15 protein-coding genes are annotated in these 15,865 nt (G+C 42.9%); 13 read left to right on the top strand and 2 right to left on the bottom strand.

Features of this window, described 5'->3' with window-relative positions:
* Nucleotides 1-28 precede the first annotated feature (28 nt).
* Nucleotides 29-592 carry a DUF4256 domain-containing protein gene (locus WAA86_RS14735; protein WP_337301785.1) on the top strand — a complete coding sequence of 188 codons (564 nt, stop codon included), beginning with the start codon at nucleotides 29-31 and terminating at the stop codon, nucleotides 590-592.
* A 24-nt stretch (nucleotides 593-616) separates the two neighbouring features.
* On the opposite strand, the gene WAA86_RS14740 is transcribed toward WAA86_RS14735, so the two are convergent.
* Nucleotides 617-940: a winged helix-turn-helix transcriptional regulator gene (locus WAA86_RS14740; protein WP_337301786.1), complete on the bottom strand. Its 324-nt coding sequence runs from the start codon at nucleotides 938-940 to the stop codon at nucleotides 617-619.
* A gap of 119 nt (nucleotides 941-1,059) precedes the next feature.
* On the opposite strand from WAA86_RS14740, the gene WAA86_RS14745 reads away from it, so the two are divergent.
* The 12 genes from WAA86_RS14745 to WAA86_RS14800 all read left to right on the top strand — a co-directional run bounded on the left by WAA86_RS14745 (nucleotide 1,060) and on the right by WAA86_RS14800 (nucleotide 15,563).
* Complete coding sequence (locus tag WAA86_RS14745) at nucleotides 1,060-1,572, top strand: lactoylglutathione lyase family protein (protein WP_337301787.1); 513 nt, start codon at nucleotides 1,060-1,062, stop codon at nucleotides 1,570-1,572.
* 130 nt (nucleotides 1,573-1,702) lie between these two features.
* A complete protein-coding gene (locus tag WAA86_RS14750; RefSeq protein WP_337301788.1) occupies nucleotides 1,703-2,281 on the top strand; it encodes a GNAT family N-acetyltransferase in 579 nt (192 codons plus the stop codon).
* 49 nt (nucleotides 2,282-2,330) lie between these two features.
* Nucleotides 2,331-3,485, top strand: a complete 1,155-nt coding sequence (locus tag WAA86_RS14755) for a serine hydrolase domain-containing protein (RefSeq protein ID WP_337301789.1) — start codon at nucleotides 2,331-2,333, stop codon at nucleotides 3,483-3,485.
* Between the two features lie 35 nt (nucleotides 3,486-3,520).
* Nucleotides 3,521-3,706, top strand: coding sequence for a hypothetical protein (locus WAA86_RS14760; protein ID WP_337301790.1), 186 nt, complete (start codon nucleotides 3,521-3,523; stop codon nucleotides 3,704-3,706).
* A 141-nt stretch (nucleotides 3,707-3,847) separates the two neighbouring features.
* Nucleotides 3,848-6,970, top strand: a complete 3,123-nt coding sequence (locus WAA86_RS14765) for a VPS10 domain-containing protein (RefSeq protein ID WP_337301791.1) — start codon at nucleotides 3,848-3,850, stop codon at nucleotides 6,968-6,970.
* Nucleotides 6,971-7,008: 38 nt separating this feature from the next.
* Nucleotides 7,009-7,797 carry a PhzF family phenazine biosynthesis protein gene (locus WAA86_RS14770; protein ID WP_337301792.1) on the top strand — a complete coding sequence of 263 codons (789 nt, stop codon included), beginning with the start codon at nucleotides 7,009-7,011 and terminating at the stop codon, nucleotides 7,795-7,797.
* A gap of 59 nt (nucleotides 7,798-7,856) precedes the next feature.
* Nucleotides 7,857-9,590, top strand: coding sequence for a glycoside hydrolase family 13 protein (locus WAA86_RS14775; RefSeq protein ID WP_337301793.1), 1,734 nt, complete (start codon nucleotides 7,857-7,859; stop codon nucleotides 9,588-9,590).
* A 182-nt stretch (nucleotides 9,591-9,772) separates the two neighbouring features.
* Nucleotides 9,773-11,971, top strand: coding sequence for a B12-binding domain-containing radical SAM protein (locus WAA86_RS14780; RefSeq protein WP_337301794.1), 2,199 nt, complete (start codon nucleotides 9,773-9,775; stop codon nucleotides 11,969-11,971).
* Between the two features lie 165 nt (nucleotides 11,972-12,136).
* Nucleotides 12,137-13,375: a DEAD/DEAH box helicase gene (locus WAA86_RS14785; RefSeq protein WP_337301795.1), complete on the top strand. Its 1,239-nt coding sequence runs from the start codon at nucleotides 12,137-12,139 to the stop codon at nucleotides 13,373-13,375.
* Nucleotides 13,376-13,497: 122 nt separating this feature from the next.
* Nucleotides 13,498-14,157: a ribulose-phosphate 3-epimerase gene (gene rpe, locus WAA86_RS14790; protein ID WP_337301796.1), complete on the top strand. Its 660-nt coding sequence runs from the start codon at nucleotides 13,498-13,500 to the stop codon at nucleotides 14,155-14,157.
* Nucleotides 14,158-14,159: 2 nt separating this feature from the next.
* The gene (locus tag WAA86_RS14795) at nucleotides 14,160-15,137 is read left to right on the top strand and encodes a YpdA family putative bacillithiol disulfide reductase (RefSeq protein WP_337301797.1); all 978 of its coding nucleotides are present in this window, start codon (nucleotides 14,160-14,162) and stop codon (nucleotides 15,135-15,137) included.
* 132 nt (nucleotides 15,138-15,269) lie between these two features.
* On the top strand, nucleotides 15,270-15,563 hold the full coding sequence (locus tag WAA86_RS14800; protein WP_337301798.1) for a hypothetical protein: 294 nt from the start codon (nucleotides 15,270-15,272) through the stop codon (nucleotides 15,561-15,563).
* A gap of 79 nt (nucleotides 15,564-15,642) precedes the next feature.
* Here the strand turns inward: WAA86_RS14800 and WAA86_RS14805 are convergent.
* Nucleotides 15,643-15,865 (bottom strand): hypothetical protein (locus WAA86_RS14805; RefSeq protein WP_337301799.1); only part of this gene is annotated, 223 nt, incomplete at its 5' end.

Genomic DNA, 15,865 nt, shown 5'->3' on the forward strand with positions numbered 1-15,865 from the left:
AACAGGAATTCATTATTGGATAATTACCATGGAAAACAAGAGGGAATTGTCACTGGAACAGCGCGAAACACTTTTTAATATCTTAAAAGTGCGCTTCGAGAAAAACATGAACCGCCACCAAGGTCTTGAATGGAATAAAATTAAAAACAAGTTGGAAGAAAATCCAACCACACTGTGGTCCCTTCACCAAATGGAAAATACCGGAGGAGAACCAGATGTGGTTGGTTATGAGGAAAAGAAAGATAAATTCATATTTTATGATTGTTCCCCCGAAAGTCCCATTGGAAGAAGAAGCCTGTGCTATGACCTAGAGGCATTGGCCTCGAGAAAAGAAAATAAACCAAAGAACAATGCAATGGAAATAGCCTCCGCTATGGGAATAGAGCTATTAACGGAAGGTCAATATAGAGTCCTGCAACAATATGGAAATTTCGATACCAAAACCTCCAGCTGGTTAAAAACACCCCCTGAAATTCGGAAACTAGGTGGAGCTATTTTTGGAGATTTCAGGTATGGCCACGTATTTATCTATCACAATGGCGCTTCCTCCTACTATGCATCAAGAGGGTTTCGAGGCTGTCTTGGAATTTAAATGTGGAATAAGACCAAAGGAATATTAGGACGTTTCTTGTACATACCTTTTGCCCCACTCATCCAAATCCCTCAGAATAGTTTCCAGGGATTTCCCCAAGACCGTCAATTCATATTCTACCTTGGGAGGCACCACAGGATATACCTTTCTGATCAAAAGGCCATCAACCTCCAGTTCCCTAACCGTTTGGGTGAACATTTTGTTGGAAATTCCTTGAATTGTTTTTTGCAAGACCCCTGACCGCAACGGTCCATCCAATAAATGGAACAGGAGCAAAGGCTTCCACTTGTTCCCAATTAGTTCCATGGTTACATGCAAGGGACAGGTATTATCTTTTTTTATATTCATGTATTTATATCATAATTTACTGCAATTCACTCTTTTTGGTAACTATATCACTTTTAGGTAAGTTATTGCTATCTGGACAAATATAACCTAAATTTGCCTAATCATTAAAATAGAACATTATGAAATTGAACAATAATTATCCAAAATCCTTTTCCCATATCGGGATTACAGTGCCAAATATTAAAGAGGCGGTAAAATTCTATTCCGAAGTTATGGGATGGTACCTTATCATGCAGCCTTCCACAGTTAAAAAGGAGAGAGAAACTGCCATAGGGCAAATGTGTATTGACGTTTTTGGGGAAGATTGGACCGAATTTGAGATTGCCCACTTATCAACTTCCGATGGGATTGGAATAGAACTTTTTTCTTTTCCCCACGGGATCAAGGAAGCTCCGGAATTCAATCCGTTCAACACCGGTCTTTTTCATTTCTGTATCCAAGATCCGGATATAGAAAATTTAGTAAACAAGATTGTTGATGCCGGAGGAAAACAAAGAATGCCCATCAGGGAATATTACCCCAATGAAAAACCCTATAAAATGTGCTATGTTGAGGACCCGTTCGGAATCGTATTCGAGGTCTACACACATAGTTATGAACTTACCTATTCCTCAGGAGCGTATGCCGATTAGAAAATAAAACATACAGTAAAAAGGCCCAAACGTTAGCGTTTGGGCCTATTGCTTTTATCCGTTGGAGTTCTTGACAAATACTATATTTACAAATATTTATCCCAAACCCATGGTATAAACCCTATTGGAAATGAACATCAGAAAGGCTACTATCAAAGATGCCGAAACCATTACCGATTGCCTACTAATGGTTTTGGATAATATGGTCTATAAATTCATTGGCGAAAAGGACAGTGGTAAAGCGAGAGAATTTTTAAATCACTTCACAAAACGGGAAAACAATCAATACTCTTACCAAAATTGTTATATAGCCGAAAACGACCATGAAATCATAGGAGCCATCAACATATATAAGGGGTCAGATTTATGGATCCTTAGGAAGCCTATCCTGGAGTATAGCCAACAACACTATAACACCAACGTATTTGTGGAAGATGAAACACAGGCCGGTGAATATTACATTGATACCCTAGCGGTCCTTAATAAAGCGCAGGGAAAAGGCATAGGCACCCAATTGTTGCAACATGCCATAGACACCTATGTGAACCACAAAAAAGAAACGTTGGGTCTATTGGTAGATGAAAACAATCCAAAAGCCAAAAAATTATATCAAAATCTGGGATTTGAAAGTGTCGGAAAGAAGGTTTTGATGGGACATCATATGGAACATCTTCAAATCAATAAGGATCATCTCCAGACCAATTTCTAAGTAATATCCCCACTTTTCATTATCTTAATACACAGTGATATGGGCGGGCATGAAAACAGGAACAAAAATAATCCTTTTGGTCATTGGCATGTGTATCCTTTTATACACGCAATGCAGCACTGATACTTATATAGGGCGTTGGATCAAATGGCGCGCCTCGGATATTTTGGATCATCAAAAATTTCCAAAACATCATTTTAGCGCTTCCAAAGAACCTTTCTATTTTATAGCCTCCCCACAGTCAGATTTTGGCCTTAAAGAAGTTACTTTTAGGGGTCAAAAGAAAAAACGATTACAGGATATTGTCCCCATGAGCGGAACTACAGCCTTCCTCTTTATCAAGAATGATAGCCTCCTTTATGAACAGTATGCCAACGGATATGACCGTGCTTCCATAAATACCTCGTTCTCTACCGCAAAATCCATTACCTCACTTCTAGTGGGCAAAGCTATAGATGACGGATATATTGAATCAGAAGAAGACCGGATTATCCGATATCTACCTGAACTTAAAAAAGTTGACCCCCAATACGATCAGCTCCAAATTTCCCACATTTTGGATATGCGTAGTGGAATTCAGTTCAAAGACCACGACCTCCCCTGGGGCGATAAACCAAAAGCCTACTACAAGCCAAAGCTTCGGGACCGGATAATGGAATTGCCCATGACCGCCCCTCCCAACAGCAGCTTCCATTACAATTCGTACAATCCCATCCTCTTGGGTATGTTATTGGAAAATACGACCGGACAAACCCCGGCTGCCTATTTTGAGCACCATATTTGGAACAAACTGGGAATGGAATACGCCGGATCTTGGAGTATGGACAGCGAGGGTTCGGGAATGACCAAAATGGAAAGTGGGCTAAATTTAATGGCCATCGATTTTGCGAAATTTGGTCGACTTGTATTACAAAAAGGACAATGGAACGACCAACAATTAATATCAGAGAAATGGATCAATGAAAGTACTGCCATAGACCCAGATCATAAATTGAATGAGTTTGGAGATGACCTTTATTATGAAAATTTTTGGTGGCTCCACAGCAAAGATGGCAACACTCCATATATCATCTCGGCCACTGGGCATTTGGGCCAATACCTTTACATATTCCCTCAAAAGAACATCATTATAGTACGCATGGGGAAAAAACAAGGAGATGTGGATTCATGGACCACCATTTTCAAAGAATTAAGTGGGTATTGACAAAAGGACTATCTTTAGGGAACAATCATTTCATCATGAACACCATGACAAACAAAAAAGACAATAAAAGCAGTTGGGCCATTGGAGGCGGCTTACTTATCGGAATGGGAATAGGGTTATTTTATTTGGAGCGCTCGCCATTGCTATTTGCTGGCTGTATGTTCATTGGTCTAGGCGTTGGCCTGGTTGTAACCGGTATCCTTTCCAAAAAGAGTCTTTAAACCTTTGACACCGCTACTTCTTATAACTCAGTTTTTCCTATAACTTAGTTTTCCCTATAAATCCATTCCATATTTTTTTGGTTTTTGTTATCTTCAGCACCTTGAACTTTTAATGCACATCACCAAACAAAACCACCAACTATGAAGCAGTTTTACCAAGCCGCATTTTTAGCCATTTTCTTATGTTCCGTTCTTTCCCTTTCTGCACAGCGCAAAGCACAAAGTACGCTTGAAACAGGCACTTCCATCCCAAAGGATTTTTATGAAGGATTGGAATGGCGCAATATTGGCCCATTACGTGGTGGGCGGTCCTTGGGCGCTGCGGGAAGTCCTGGAAGACCCTATGAGTATTATTTTGGGGCTACCGGTGGCGGATTATGGAAAACTGTGGACGGTGGAAACGAATGGTTCCCGGTGACCGACGGTCAAGTGACCAGCTCTTCGGTAGGAGCCGTAGCCGTGGCGGAAACCAATCCAGATATTGTTTACATTGGTATGGGCGAAGTGCAGTTAAGAGGGAGTATCACCCAGGGAGACGGCGTCTATAAATCTACCGATGGTGGAAAAACATGGCGACATATGGGATTGAAGGATACCCAGGCGGTCGCCCGTATCCGGATTCACCCAACAGATCCCAATATAGTATATGTAGCAGCTTTGGGCCACCCTTATGGCGACAACGAAGAACGTGGCGTATTCAAAAGTACGGATGGCGGGATTACTTGGAAAAAAGTGTTGTATGCAGGGCCAAAAGCAGGAGCAGTGGACCTCATCTTGGATAGGAACAATCCCAAAACCATATATGCCAGCACCTGGGAAGTACAGCGAAAAGCTTGGAAAATGTGGGGCGGCGGTCCCGATTGCAAGCTTTGGAAGTCCGTAGATGGCGGTGAAACGTGGAGCGATCTTTCAAAAAATCCGGGGATGCCAGAAGGTCCCTTGGGAAAAATTGGGGTGACCGTATCCCCTGCCGATTCCAATAGAGTTTGGGCCATCGTGGAGGCCAATGAGGGAGGCGTTTTTCGCTCCGATGATGGTGGCAAGACCTGGGAACGCACCAATGATGAACGCAAATTACGCCAACGTGCTTTTTATTATTCCAGAATTTATGCCGATCCGTGGGACAGAGAAACGGTTTATGGCTTAAATACCGGACTCTACAAATCCACGGACGGTGGCAAAACATTTGACAAGACAATTGAGGTTCCCCATGGGGACAACCATGACTTGTGGATAGACCCCAATAATCCTGACCGTATGATCAATGCCAATGACGGAGGTGGCAATGTAACCATCAATGGAGGCAAAACATGGACCGAACAAGATTACAGTACTACCCAATTATATCATGTAATGGCTACCAGCGATGTGCCCTATCATGTGGCAGGTGCCCAACAGGACAATAGTACTGTTGCCGTTCCCAGCGATGGATGGGAACATATGATGGCCAGGGGACCTAACCACGGATGGTATTATGCCGTTGGAGGTGGCGAAAGTGGATGGATCACCCAACACCCAAGCAAACCGGATATTTTCTATGCCGGAAGCCAGGGAGCATTGCTGACCCGTTATGACCGTAGCAATGGCCAATCGAGAGACATTCAGGTTTACCCCAGATTCTTCTCGGGCGAGCCTGCCAGTGCCCTTCCAGAAAGGTGGCAATGGACGTTCCCGATCATGTTTGCCCCACAGGACGATTCTGTCATGTATACCTGCTCCCAACATGTTTGGAAAACCACCAATGACGGTCAAACTTGGGAAAAAATTAGTCCAGACCTCACCTATGCCGATCCTTCCACACTGGGAAAAACAGGAGGTGTGATCACTATGGACATGAACGGGCCGGAAATATATGCCACCGTTTTTGCCCTTGCACCATCCAACCACGATATCAACACTATTTGGGCCGGCTCGGATGATGGAAAAATACATATCACCAGGGATGGTGGAAAAAATTGGAGCGATATCACTCCCAAAGACCTACCAAAATTCTCTAGGGTGAGTATCATAGAAGAGTCCACACACCGACCTGGAACCTTATATGTAGCTGCCAATCGCTATCAAGTGGATGACCGGCAGCCCTATGTCTTCAAGACGCATGACTATGGCAAGACATGGACCAAAATAATCAAAGGTATAGCCGATGGGCATTTTGCCAGGGCGGTTAGGGAAGACCCAAAAAGAGATGGACTATTGTTTCTGGCCACAGAGCACGGGGTATACTTTTCCATGAACGATGGTGCCCAATGGCAAAGCCTACAATTAAAACTTCCGGACACCCCGATCCGAGACTTGGTCATCAAGGATAACGATGTGGTCCTCGGATCACATGGCCGTGGGTTCTGGATCTTGGACAATATTCAGCCCTTACGCCAGTACAAGGATAAAATGAAAAACGAAACTGCCGTACTTTTTCAGCCTGCCGATGCTATTCGCGGTATCTACGATGCCCAAATTCAGTATTACCTAAAGTCCGAAATAGATACCATTACCATTGATATTATGGATGCCAAAGGTCAGCTTATATCATCCTTTACGGGCAGCAAGCCCAAGTATGAGGTAGACCCCAATATTCCATGGTGGGAAAGAGGAGGATCATCAAAACCTACCACTGCCAAAGGCCTCAATACCTTTACATGGGACCTTCGCTATCCAGGGGCAACCACCTTTGATGGGATGATCATATGGAGTGCCCGCCCCCAAAGTGGACCAAAGGCGCCCTTGGGCAATTATAAGGTGCGATTAAAAGTAGGAGATGTGGAACAGACCTATGATTTTGCCATAAAAATGGACCCGAACCTCAAAGGAATTACCCCTGAGGATCTTCAGGAACAGTTTGAGCTCGCCACGAAAATCAAGAATAGGACCAGCGAAGCCAATGAAGCCGTTATCCAAATACGAAGTATAAGAAAACAGCTCAAGGAGCATAAGGAAGCATTGAATTCTTCAGAATTCACAAAAGCCACCGAATCCTTATTACCAAAAATGGCCCAAATAGAGGAGGAACTCTATCAGGTGAAGAACCAATCCGGACAAGACCCCCTAAACTTCCCGATCAAACTGAACAATAGACTTGCCTCCTTGCGAAGAAGTCTGGAGGATGGGGATGCCAAACCAACAGATGGGGCATATCTTGTTTTTAAAGAATTATCTGCCGAATTGGACGGTTTATTAAGCGATCTTAATAACACCCTACAATCCAACCTTCCAAAAGTGAACGATATGCTCAAGGAAAAAGGCAGAATAACGATTGGTTTTAAATAACATGATCAAATAAATAAAGTTTTAGACGACACCCTTTAATGACACAAAAAATATATCAAATAGACGCCTTTACGGATAAGGTGTTTTCTGGCAATCCTGCTGCCGTATGTCCTTTGGAACATTGGCTGGAAGACGAATTGCTACAGAAAATAGCCCAAGAGAACAATCTAGCAGAAACGGCATTTTACGTCAAGGATAAAAACTCCTATGAACTGAGATGGTTCACACCCAAGGTAGAAGTTGACCTTTGCGGGCATGCAACCTTGGCCGCTGCCTTTGTCCTGTTCAACCATGAAGGACATAAAGGCGATGTTATTCACTTTCATTCTCCCAGAAGTGGCAGGTTGACCGTAGTAAAGCAATCACAATTATTGACTTTAAACTTTCCTACGGATGTATACCAGGAAATTGAACTTACCAAAGAAATTTCCAAAAGCTTTAATCTTCCACCAATTGCATCTTTCAAAGGGAAAACGGATTATATGTTGGTCTATAACTCCGAAAGTGATGTGTTGTCCCTGAAACCCAATTTGGAGGCTATAGCAGCATTACCAGGCCGAGGGGTAATTGTTACCGCAAAGGGCGAACATGTAGATTTTGTGTCCCGATTTTTTGCTCCACAATCGGGGATAGACGAAGATCCGGTAACCGGTTCTGCGCATACCACTTTAACACCCTACTGGTCCAATATATTGGACAAAAAAGATATGACAGCAATTCAACTCTCAGCGCGCAAAGGCTACCTTAAATGCACCTATTTAAAAGATAGGGTGGAGATCAGCGGCCAATGTACCCTTTATCTAACCGGACATATTAATTTGAATTAGCAATTGAAATTCAATTGATTAAAGTGTTACATTTATAAATCACCACAACCAAAACGAAAATGAACAAATTGGTCACACCCCTCCTCGCATTATTTTTCCTAATTGGTTGTGGCAAAAAAAAGGAAGAACAGAAAGACCTTTCCCAATCTGAGGAAAAATGGTGGAAAGAATCCATTATCTATCAGATCTACCCAAGAAGTTTCAAGGACTCCGATGGGGATGGCGTGGGAGACCTAAAGGGAATCATCCAACAGCTGGATTATATCAAAGACTTGGGAGTTACGGCAGTTTGGTTAAATCCTATCTACAGCTCTCCAAACGATGACAATGGTTATGACGTAAGCGACTACCGCAATATCATGGCCGATTTCGGTACCATGGAAGATTTTGATATGCTTTTGAAAGGCATGCATGACAGAGGTATCAAACTGATCATGGACGTGGTGGTAAACCACAGCAGTGATGAACACGAATGGTTCAAACAATCCAGAAGCTCCAGGGACAATCCCTTTAGGGACTATTACCATTGGTGGCCTGCAGAAAAAGGTAAGCCCAATTATAGGTACAGTCTTTTCGATGAAAAAGGAGATGCCTGGAAATATGATTCCATTTCAGACGCTTTTTACCTGCATTATTTCTCCCAAAAGCAGCCCGATTTAAATTGGGAAAATCCAAAGGTGCGACAAGAAGTGTACGATATCATGAAGTTTTGGGCCGAAAAGGGTGTTGATGGATTCCGTTTGGACGCCTTTCAGTTTGCAGCCAAGGACACCACATTCCCTGCTTTCCCTGATGATTTACAGACCAATTTCATTCAGTACTACGCTGTGCAGGGCAATCTACACGAATATCTCAAGGAAATGCATGAGCAGGTTTTCAGTAAGTACGATGTGATGAGTGTTGCCGAAGGGGCAGGTAGAAATTTTGAAGATGCCCATAATCTGGTAGATGCGGATCGCAACGAATTGAACATGGCCTACGCCTTTGAAGGCGTAGATATTGCCAAACCGGAAGGATATAGCCTTTCCCATTTCAAAGAAGTGTTTACCCGTTGGGACCAAGAGTTCGCCAAGGAAGGCTGGCTATCCATCTATTTGGCCAATCATGACCAAGCAAGAATGGTCAGTAGGTTTGGAAACGACAGTCCCAAATTCAGGGCTCCTTCCGCCAAAATGCTCAATACATTTATCCTGAGCATGCGTGGTACCCCCTATTGTTATTTTGGGGATGAACTGGGGATGACCAACAGCAGTTTTGAAACCATAGAAGAATACCAGGATATTGCCGCCATCAACGGCTATAAAAAGGTAGTGAACGAAGGTGGGGATATTGAAGCCTATATGGAAAACCTAAAGTTCGGTTCTAGGGATTATGGGAGGACCCCTATGCAATGGGACGGTTCCCCAAATGCCAATTTCACCTCGGGAACGCCATGGCTACCTGTCAATGACAATTATAAAACCATTAATGTTGAGTCAGAAAAGAACGATCCAAATTCTGTGCTCAATCATTTTAGGCGTATGGTAGAAGTACGTAAAAGCAATCCGGTCTTGGTATATGGAGCCTACACCTTATTACAACCGGAACATGAACAAATATATGCCTATACCAGAATGTGGAAGGGTGAAAAAATGTTGGTAGTCCTTAATTTTTCCGAGAAGAACGCCAGTATTTCCCTAAAGGAGGCCAAATCTATCAAAGAGGAAGTAATCAACAACCTTCAGTCCATCGATATCAAGGACGAAACTATTAACCTACTCCCCTATCAGGGGGTCATATTTTCATTGCAATAACAACATTCAATTAAAAACGGGGTCTCAAGACCCCGTTTTATACTTTAAAGTACTTCATTCACCATACAGAAGGAATCAAACCACAACTGTTTGAACAAACCTTTCTCTACCCTCCTAAATTTCCACTATTTTTGCAGGGAAATTTTTATTGCTTTTGCTTCCAATCAATTAATCCAACACCATTGAAAGACCTGTTACTCATAACTCCACCATTTACACAGCTGAATACGCCCTATCCGGCGACGGCCTATCTAAAGGGGTTTCTGAACACCAAGAACATCGATGCCTTTCAAATGGATCTGGGGATTGAGGTAATCTTGGAGTTATTCTCCCAAAAGGGGCTACAGGAGATTTTTAATTTGGCCATGGCAAATGATACTATAAAAAGCACCAATAGCCAGCGGATCTATGCATTAAAAGAAGAATACCTTAATACCATAGAACCCATCATTTCCTTTTTACAAGGACACAATGCCACCTTTGGCAGACAGATCTGTACCCCATTTTTTTTGCCCCAAGCGTCAAGGTTTGAGCAATTGGACGATATGGACTGGGCTTTTGGAAGTATGGGCATTCAGGACAAAGCCAAACACTTGGCAACACTTTATTTGGAAGATCTTTCCGATTTTATCGTGGATTGTTTGGATGATAATTTTGGATTCAGCCGTTATGCTGAACGGTTGGGAAGAAGTGCCAATTCTTTTGATGAACTTTATGACCATCTCCAAAAAGAGAACACTCATATAGACCAGATCACCCTTGATATCTTGGAAAAGCGCATTAAGACCGTACAGCCAAAACTGGTCTGTTTTTCGGTTCCATTTCCAGGAAACCTTTACAGTGCCTTTAGATGTGCCCAGTTCATCAATCAACAATTCCCAGAAATTAAAACAGCCATGGGTGGGGGTTTCCCCAATACGGAACTTCGATCGGTCTCCGACGTGCGTGTATTTGATTTCTTTGATTTTATCACGCTAGATGATGGGGAACTCCCTATAGAACTCTTGGTCTCCCATTGTATGGAGAGTGAATCCGAAACCGGAAGCTCCATGTTAAAACGAACCTTTTTAAAAAAGGATGGAAAGGTATTTTACAACAACCTGTCTCCCCGCACCGATTATAAACAGAGTGAAGTGGGAACTCCAGATTATTCGGACCTGTTGCTGGACCAGTACGTTTCCGTCATTGAAATAGCCAATCCCATGCATAGCCTTTGGAGCGATGGCCGATGGAACAAGCTGACCATGGCACATGGTTGTTATTGGGGCAAATGCACCTTCTGTGACATCTCCCTGGATTATATAAAAATCTATGAGCCCATTGCCGCAAAACTGTTGGTGGACAGGATGGAACAGCTCATAGAACAGACCGGGGAAAGGGGATTCCATTTTGTGGACGAGGCCGCACCCCCGGCCCTTATGCGCGCCTTGGCCCTAGAGATTATAAAAAGGAACTTATCGGTGACCTGGTGGACCAACATCAGATTCGAGAAAAATTTTGGCAGAGACCTCTGCGTGCTACTCAAGGCGTCCGGTTGTATCGCAGTATCAGGCGGACTGGAAGTAGCCTCTGACCGGTTATTGGCCCTGATCCAAAAAGGGGTGACCGTGGAGCAGGTGGCCCAGGTGACCCGAAATTTCACGGAGTCCGGTATCATGGTCCATTGCTATCTCATGTATGGCTACCCTACACAAACAGTACAGGAGACTGTGGACAGTCTTGAAATGGTGCGACAAATGTTTGAACTGGGAATTCTCCAATCCGGGTTCTGGCACCAGTTTGCCCTAACGGCGCATAGTCCCGTGGGATTAAACCCTTCCGATTATCATATTATTCCAGATTACCAGCCCATAACATTTGCCAATAACGACGTACAATTTACGGATACCACAGGCATAGACCATGACCAGTTCAGCTATGGGCTCAAGAAATCCCTATTCAATTTTATGCATGGCATAGGGTTCGATTTTCCCTTGCAACAATGGTTCGATTTTAAGATTCCGAAAACTACCATCGAAAAAAACTATATAGCCAATGCCCTGGAGGCACCTCCACAATTCACCGTACGGCCAAATGCAAAAATAATATGGTTGGGCGGGAAACCCATGGCAACGGTGATCAGCAAATCTAAAAAGGGGCAGACCTGGGAAGTCCTAAAACTTTTATTCCATGGAAAAATGGAAAGCAATGAGATCGCCCTATCCAAAGAACATGGGGAATGGCTGATGAACACCTTGGAGAAAATTTCAGTACATCAAGGGAACACGGTAACCTTTGGCCAGTTGAAGTCCGATTTCGAAAACCATATGGAAGACTTTGAGTTGTTTTGGTTTTCCAAGCCAATGCTCACCCTAAGATCACTCGGTCTATTGACATTATAGAGCTGATCCATATAATTCTAAAACCCATGATGGATGGTGTATTCTTCCTATAACTTCAACTCCTCCATCGAATTCCAAGCCCAGAAAAATAGGATAACGCAATACCCGCTGTAGCAAATGTCCTTTTTAACCTACCTTTGTGGTATAATAAAAGTCCAATATCCTATGTCGTTTAAAGATTTAAAGTTGAACAGACCCATTTTACGGGCCATCGCCGAAATGAACTATGATGAGCCAACTCCCGTACAAGAGATGACCATCCCTTTGGTTTTGAAAAAAAAGGACGTTATTACCTCTGCTCAGACAGGAACGGGAAAGACCGCTGCCTATGCGCTGCCCATTCTACAGCAATTGTACGACAGACAGGATGCCCCTAAACAAGGGAAAACGGTCAAAGCTTTGGTGATCAGCCCTACCAGGGAACTGGCCATTCAAATTGCCGAGAACTTTAAAGCCTACGCCCAGTATACCAACCTAACTACGGCTTTAGTCTTTGGTGGCACTTCTGTGGAACCTCAGATCGAAAGTCTTAAAAAAGGAGTAGATATCCTTGTTGCAACACCCGGACGGTTATTGGACCTCCATAAACAAGATGTGGTGAATTTGGATTACGTGGAAACCCTGGTTCTTGATGAGGCAGATCTTATGTTGGACATGGGATTTATTGATGATGTAAAAAAAATAGAACGCCTATGCCCCAAGGACAAACAAGTTTTGCTCTTTTCGGCAACCATGCCCTTTAAGGTAACACAATTGGCAGGGGCCATTTTAAAAAATCCGGATACGGTAAAGGCAGCCCCTATTTCATCAGCTGCCGAAAACGTACAACAGCTATTGTACTACGTACCAAAACCAGATAAAATTGAACTTTGCCTGCACCTGCTCAGAAATACCATTAAAGGGACTATTGTCATTTTTAGGCGAACAAAGTACGGAGTGGACAAGCTGGAGCAGACCTTGATCCGAAATAACTTTAAAGCGGAAAGTCTTCATGGAGACAAATCACAAAGTGAACGGCAACAGGCTTTCAATAATTTCAAAAATAAAGAGGCTGCCATACTCATAGCCACCGATGTTGCAGCCCGTGGATTGGACATAGACCAGTTGGATGCGGTGATCAACTTTGACCTGCCCAGCGTACCAGAAACATATGTGCACCGTATAGGTAGGACCGGTAGGGCCGGAAATGCCGGTAAATCCTATTCATTCTGCTCGGCTGATGAAAAAACGTATTTGGCCAATATCCAAAAACTGCTCTTCACCCAATTGGAAGTCATAGAAGACCACCCCTACCCATTAGACCCCAAGGCCAAACCACAGGTACACAAGAAAAAAGGGAGCAAATATAAAAAAGGCAGAAAATCGGAAGCGTCCAAAAAGAACAAAAAAAGATGGTATAAATAAATACCCCTATAGTCCCACAAAAATTTTAAAATTCTTATACACCCACACCTTCTGTGAATATGACCATTCTTAAGTAACACAACATTTCACTACCTTTGTAAAAACGTGTTGAGTTACTTTATATGGACAAAAAAATCATTGCCCCTTCCCTATTGGCTGCAGATTTCGCCAATCTTCAAAGAGACATAGAAATGGTTAACCAGAGTGAGGCCGATTGGTTTCACATCGATATTATGGATGGGGTTTTTGTCCCCAATATCTCCTTTGGGATGCCTGTTTTGAAAGCTATTGCCGAACATGCCGACAAAACCATAGATGTACATTTGATGATTGTTGATCCAGATCGTTACATCAAGGATTTTGCAGCCCTGGGAGCAAATAACCTAACCGTACATTATGAAGCCTGCACGCACTTGCACAGAACACTGCAGGCCATTAAAGCAGAGGGAATGACGGCAGGTGTAGCGCTTAACCCACATACGAACATCCATTTGTTGGAGGACACCATCAATGACATTGACCTTGTTTGTATGATGAGCGTAAACCCGGGATATGGAGGGCAGTCCTTCATTGAAAATACCTATGACAAGATCAGGGCCCTCAAGGAATTGATCCACAGAAAAAAGGCACATACCCTTATTGAAATAGATGGGGGCGTTAATGCCGACAATGCGAAGGATTTGATAGATGCCGGTGCGGATGTCCTGGTTGCGGGTAGCTTTGTGTTCAATTCCAGCAATCCTATCCAAACCATAAAAGAATTGAAGAAAATTGTAGGATAATAATGAAGCATATCGATGTTATAATTGTAGGAGGTGGACCCATAGGGATAGCCTGTGGCCTGGAAGCCAAGAAAAAAGGTTTGGAGTATCTGATCATCGAAAAAGGATGTATCGTAAATTCCCTGTACAATTATCCCATGACCATGCAGTTCTTTTCCTCTTCTGAAAAACTGGAGATTGATGAGATTCCCTTTATCAGCAAGGAAGCCAAACCCAAAAGGGATGAGGCCCTTGAATATTACAGAAGGATTGTCACCACCAATAAATTAAAGATCCATCTATTTGAAAAGGTTGAACACATCTCCAAGGATCGGGATACGTTTACTGTTATCTCCAACAAGGACACCTATAAAGCAGGATCGGTAGTGGTTGCCACTGGGTTTTATGATATACCCAATTACATGAACGTTCCTGGGGAGGAACTGGACAAGGTTTCCCATTACTACAAGGAACCCCATTTTTATGCGAGCCAGAAATTAGCGGTCATCGGTGCCAGTAATTCGGCCGTGGACGCCGCACTGGAATGCTATAGAAAAGGTGCCGATGTGAGTCTTATCATCAGAGGAGAGGACGTGGGACAACGGGTAAAATATTGGGTACGCCCAGATATTATCAATAGGATTAATGAAGGCAGCATAAAGGCCTACTTCAATGCCAACGTCAAAGAAATTACTGAAGACAGCATTGTGATTGATACTCCGGAAGGGATCAAGAGCATAGAAAATGATTATGTCCTGGCACTTACAGGATATAAGCCCAATTTTGGTTTTCTGGAAAAATTGGGAATCCAACTTTCAGATGACAACAAGCGGTTGCCGAGTTATGATGAAGATACCATGGAGACCAATGTAGACGGACTTTATTTAGCCGGGGTTATTTGTGGCGGGATGGAAACCCATAAATGGTTTATTGAAAATTCAAGGATCCATGCCAAGATCATTATGGACGCTATCGTTGGCAAGAAGGTGTCCATAGGGTAGATTGCATCATACTGTGGCCCTCAACATAACTTCATGAACATTATGCTCTAATTCATATGTCGCAATGAGAATATTTGCTATATTTATTGGGATTTGACAGTATCAAATCGTTAATATTGAGAATTATTTCATATGGAACATAATGTAAATACCATTGAAGGGGCAATAGGAAACTTAAGACAGCTACTAGATCAGAACTCAAAAGTATTGATCTCCTTAGAAAAGGATTTGAATCAGATTCATAAGCGATTGGAATCTTTGGAAACCAAAATGGAGTCCAACGCAACATATTCCAATGACCAGATCAAAACCATTGCTTCTCTTTCTGAACATATAAAAACCCATGATGAGCATTTGGGATTGGTGAATAGAAACCTAGAATTGCACCACCAATATTTGGCCCTGCTCAACGAAAAGATTTCATAGGACATTAAGAACATCCGATTCAGCATTGGCTCCGCCCTTCCTGCAAAGCTACGCTTTGAAAACCAGCAAACAGACGCTCTTAACCTATCCACAAATTAAAAAGAAAATCCAACGGGATCAGAATCAGGATTGGCTCCGCCCTTCCTGCAAAGCTCCGCTTTGAAAACCAACAAACAGACGCTCTTAACCTATCCACAAATAAAATAGAAAATCCAACGGGACCAGAATCAGGATTGGCTGCGCCTTTCCTGCAAAGCTCCGCTTTGAAAACCACAAAAAGATATACTTCGCTATACTTCAAA

It is taken from the genome of Sediminicola sp. 1XM1-17, from assembly GCF_037203765.1.
Taxonomy (GTDB): Bacteria; Bacteroidota; Bacteroidia; order Flavobacteriales; family Flavobacteriaceae; genus Sediminicola.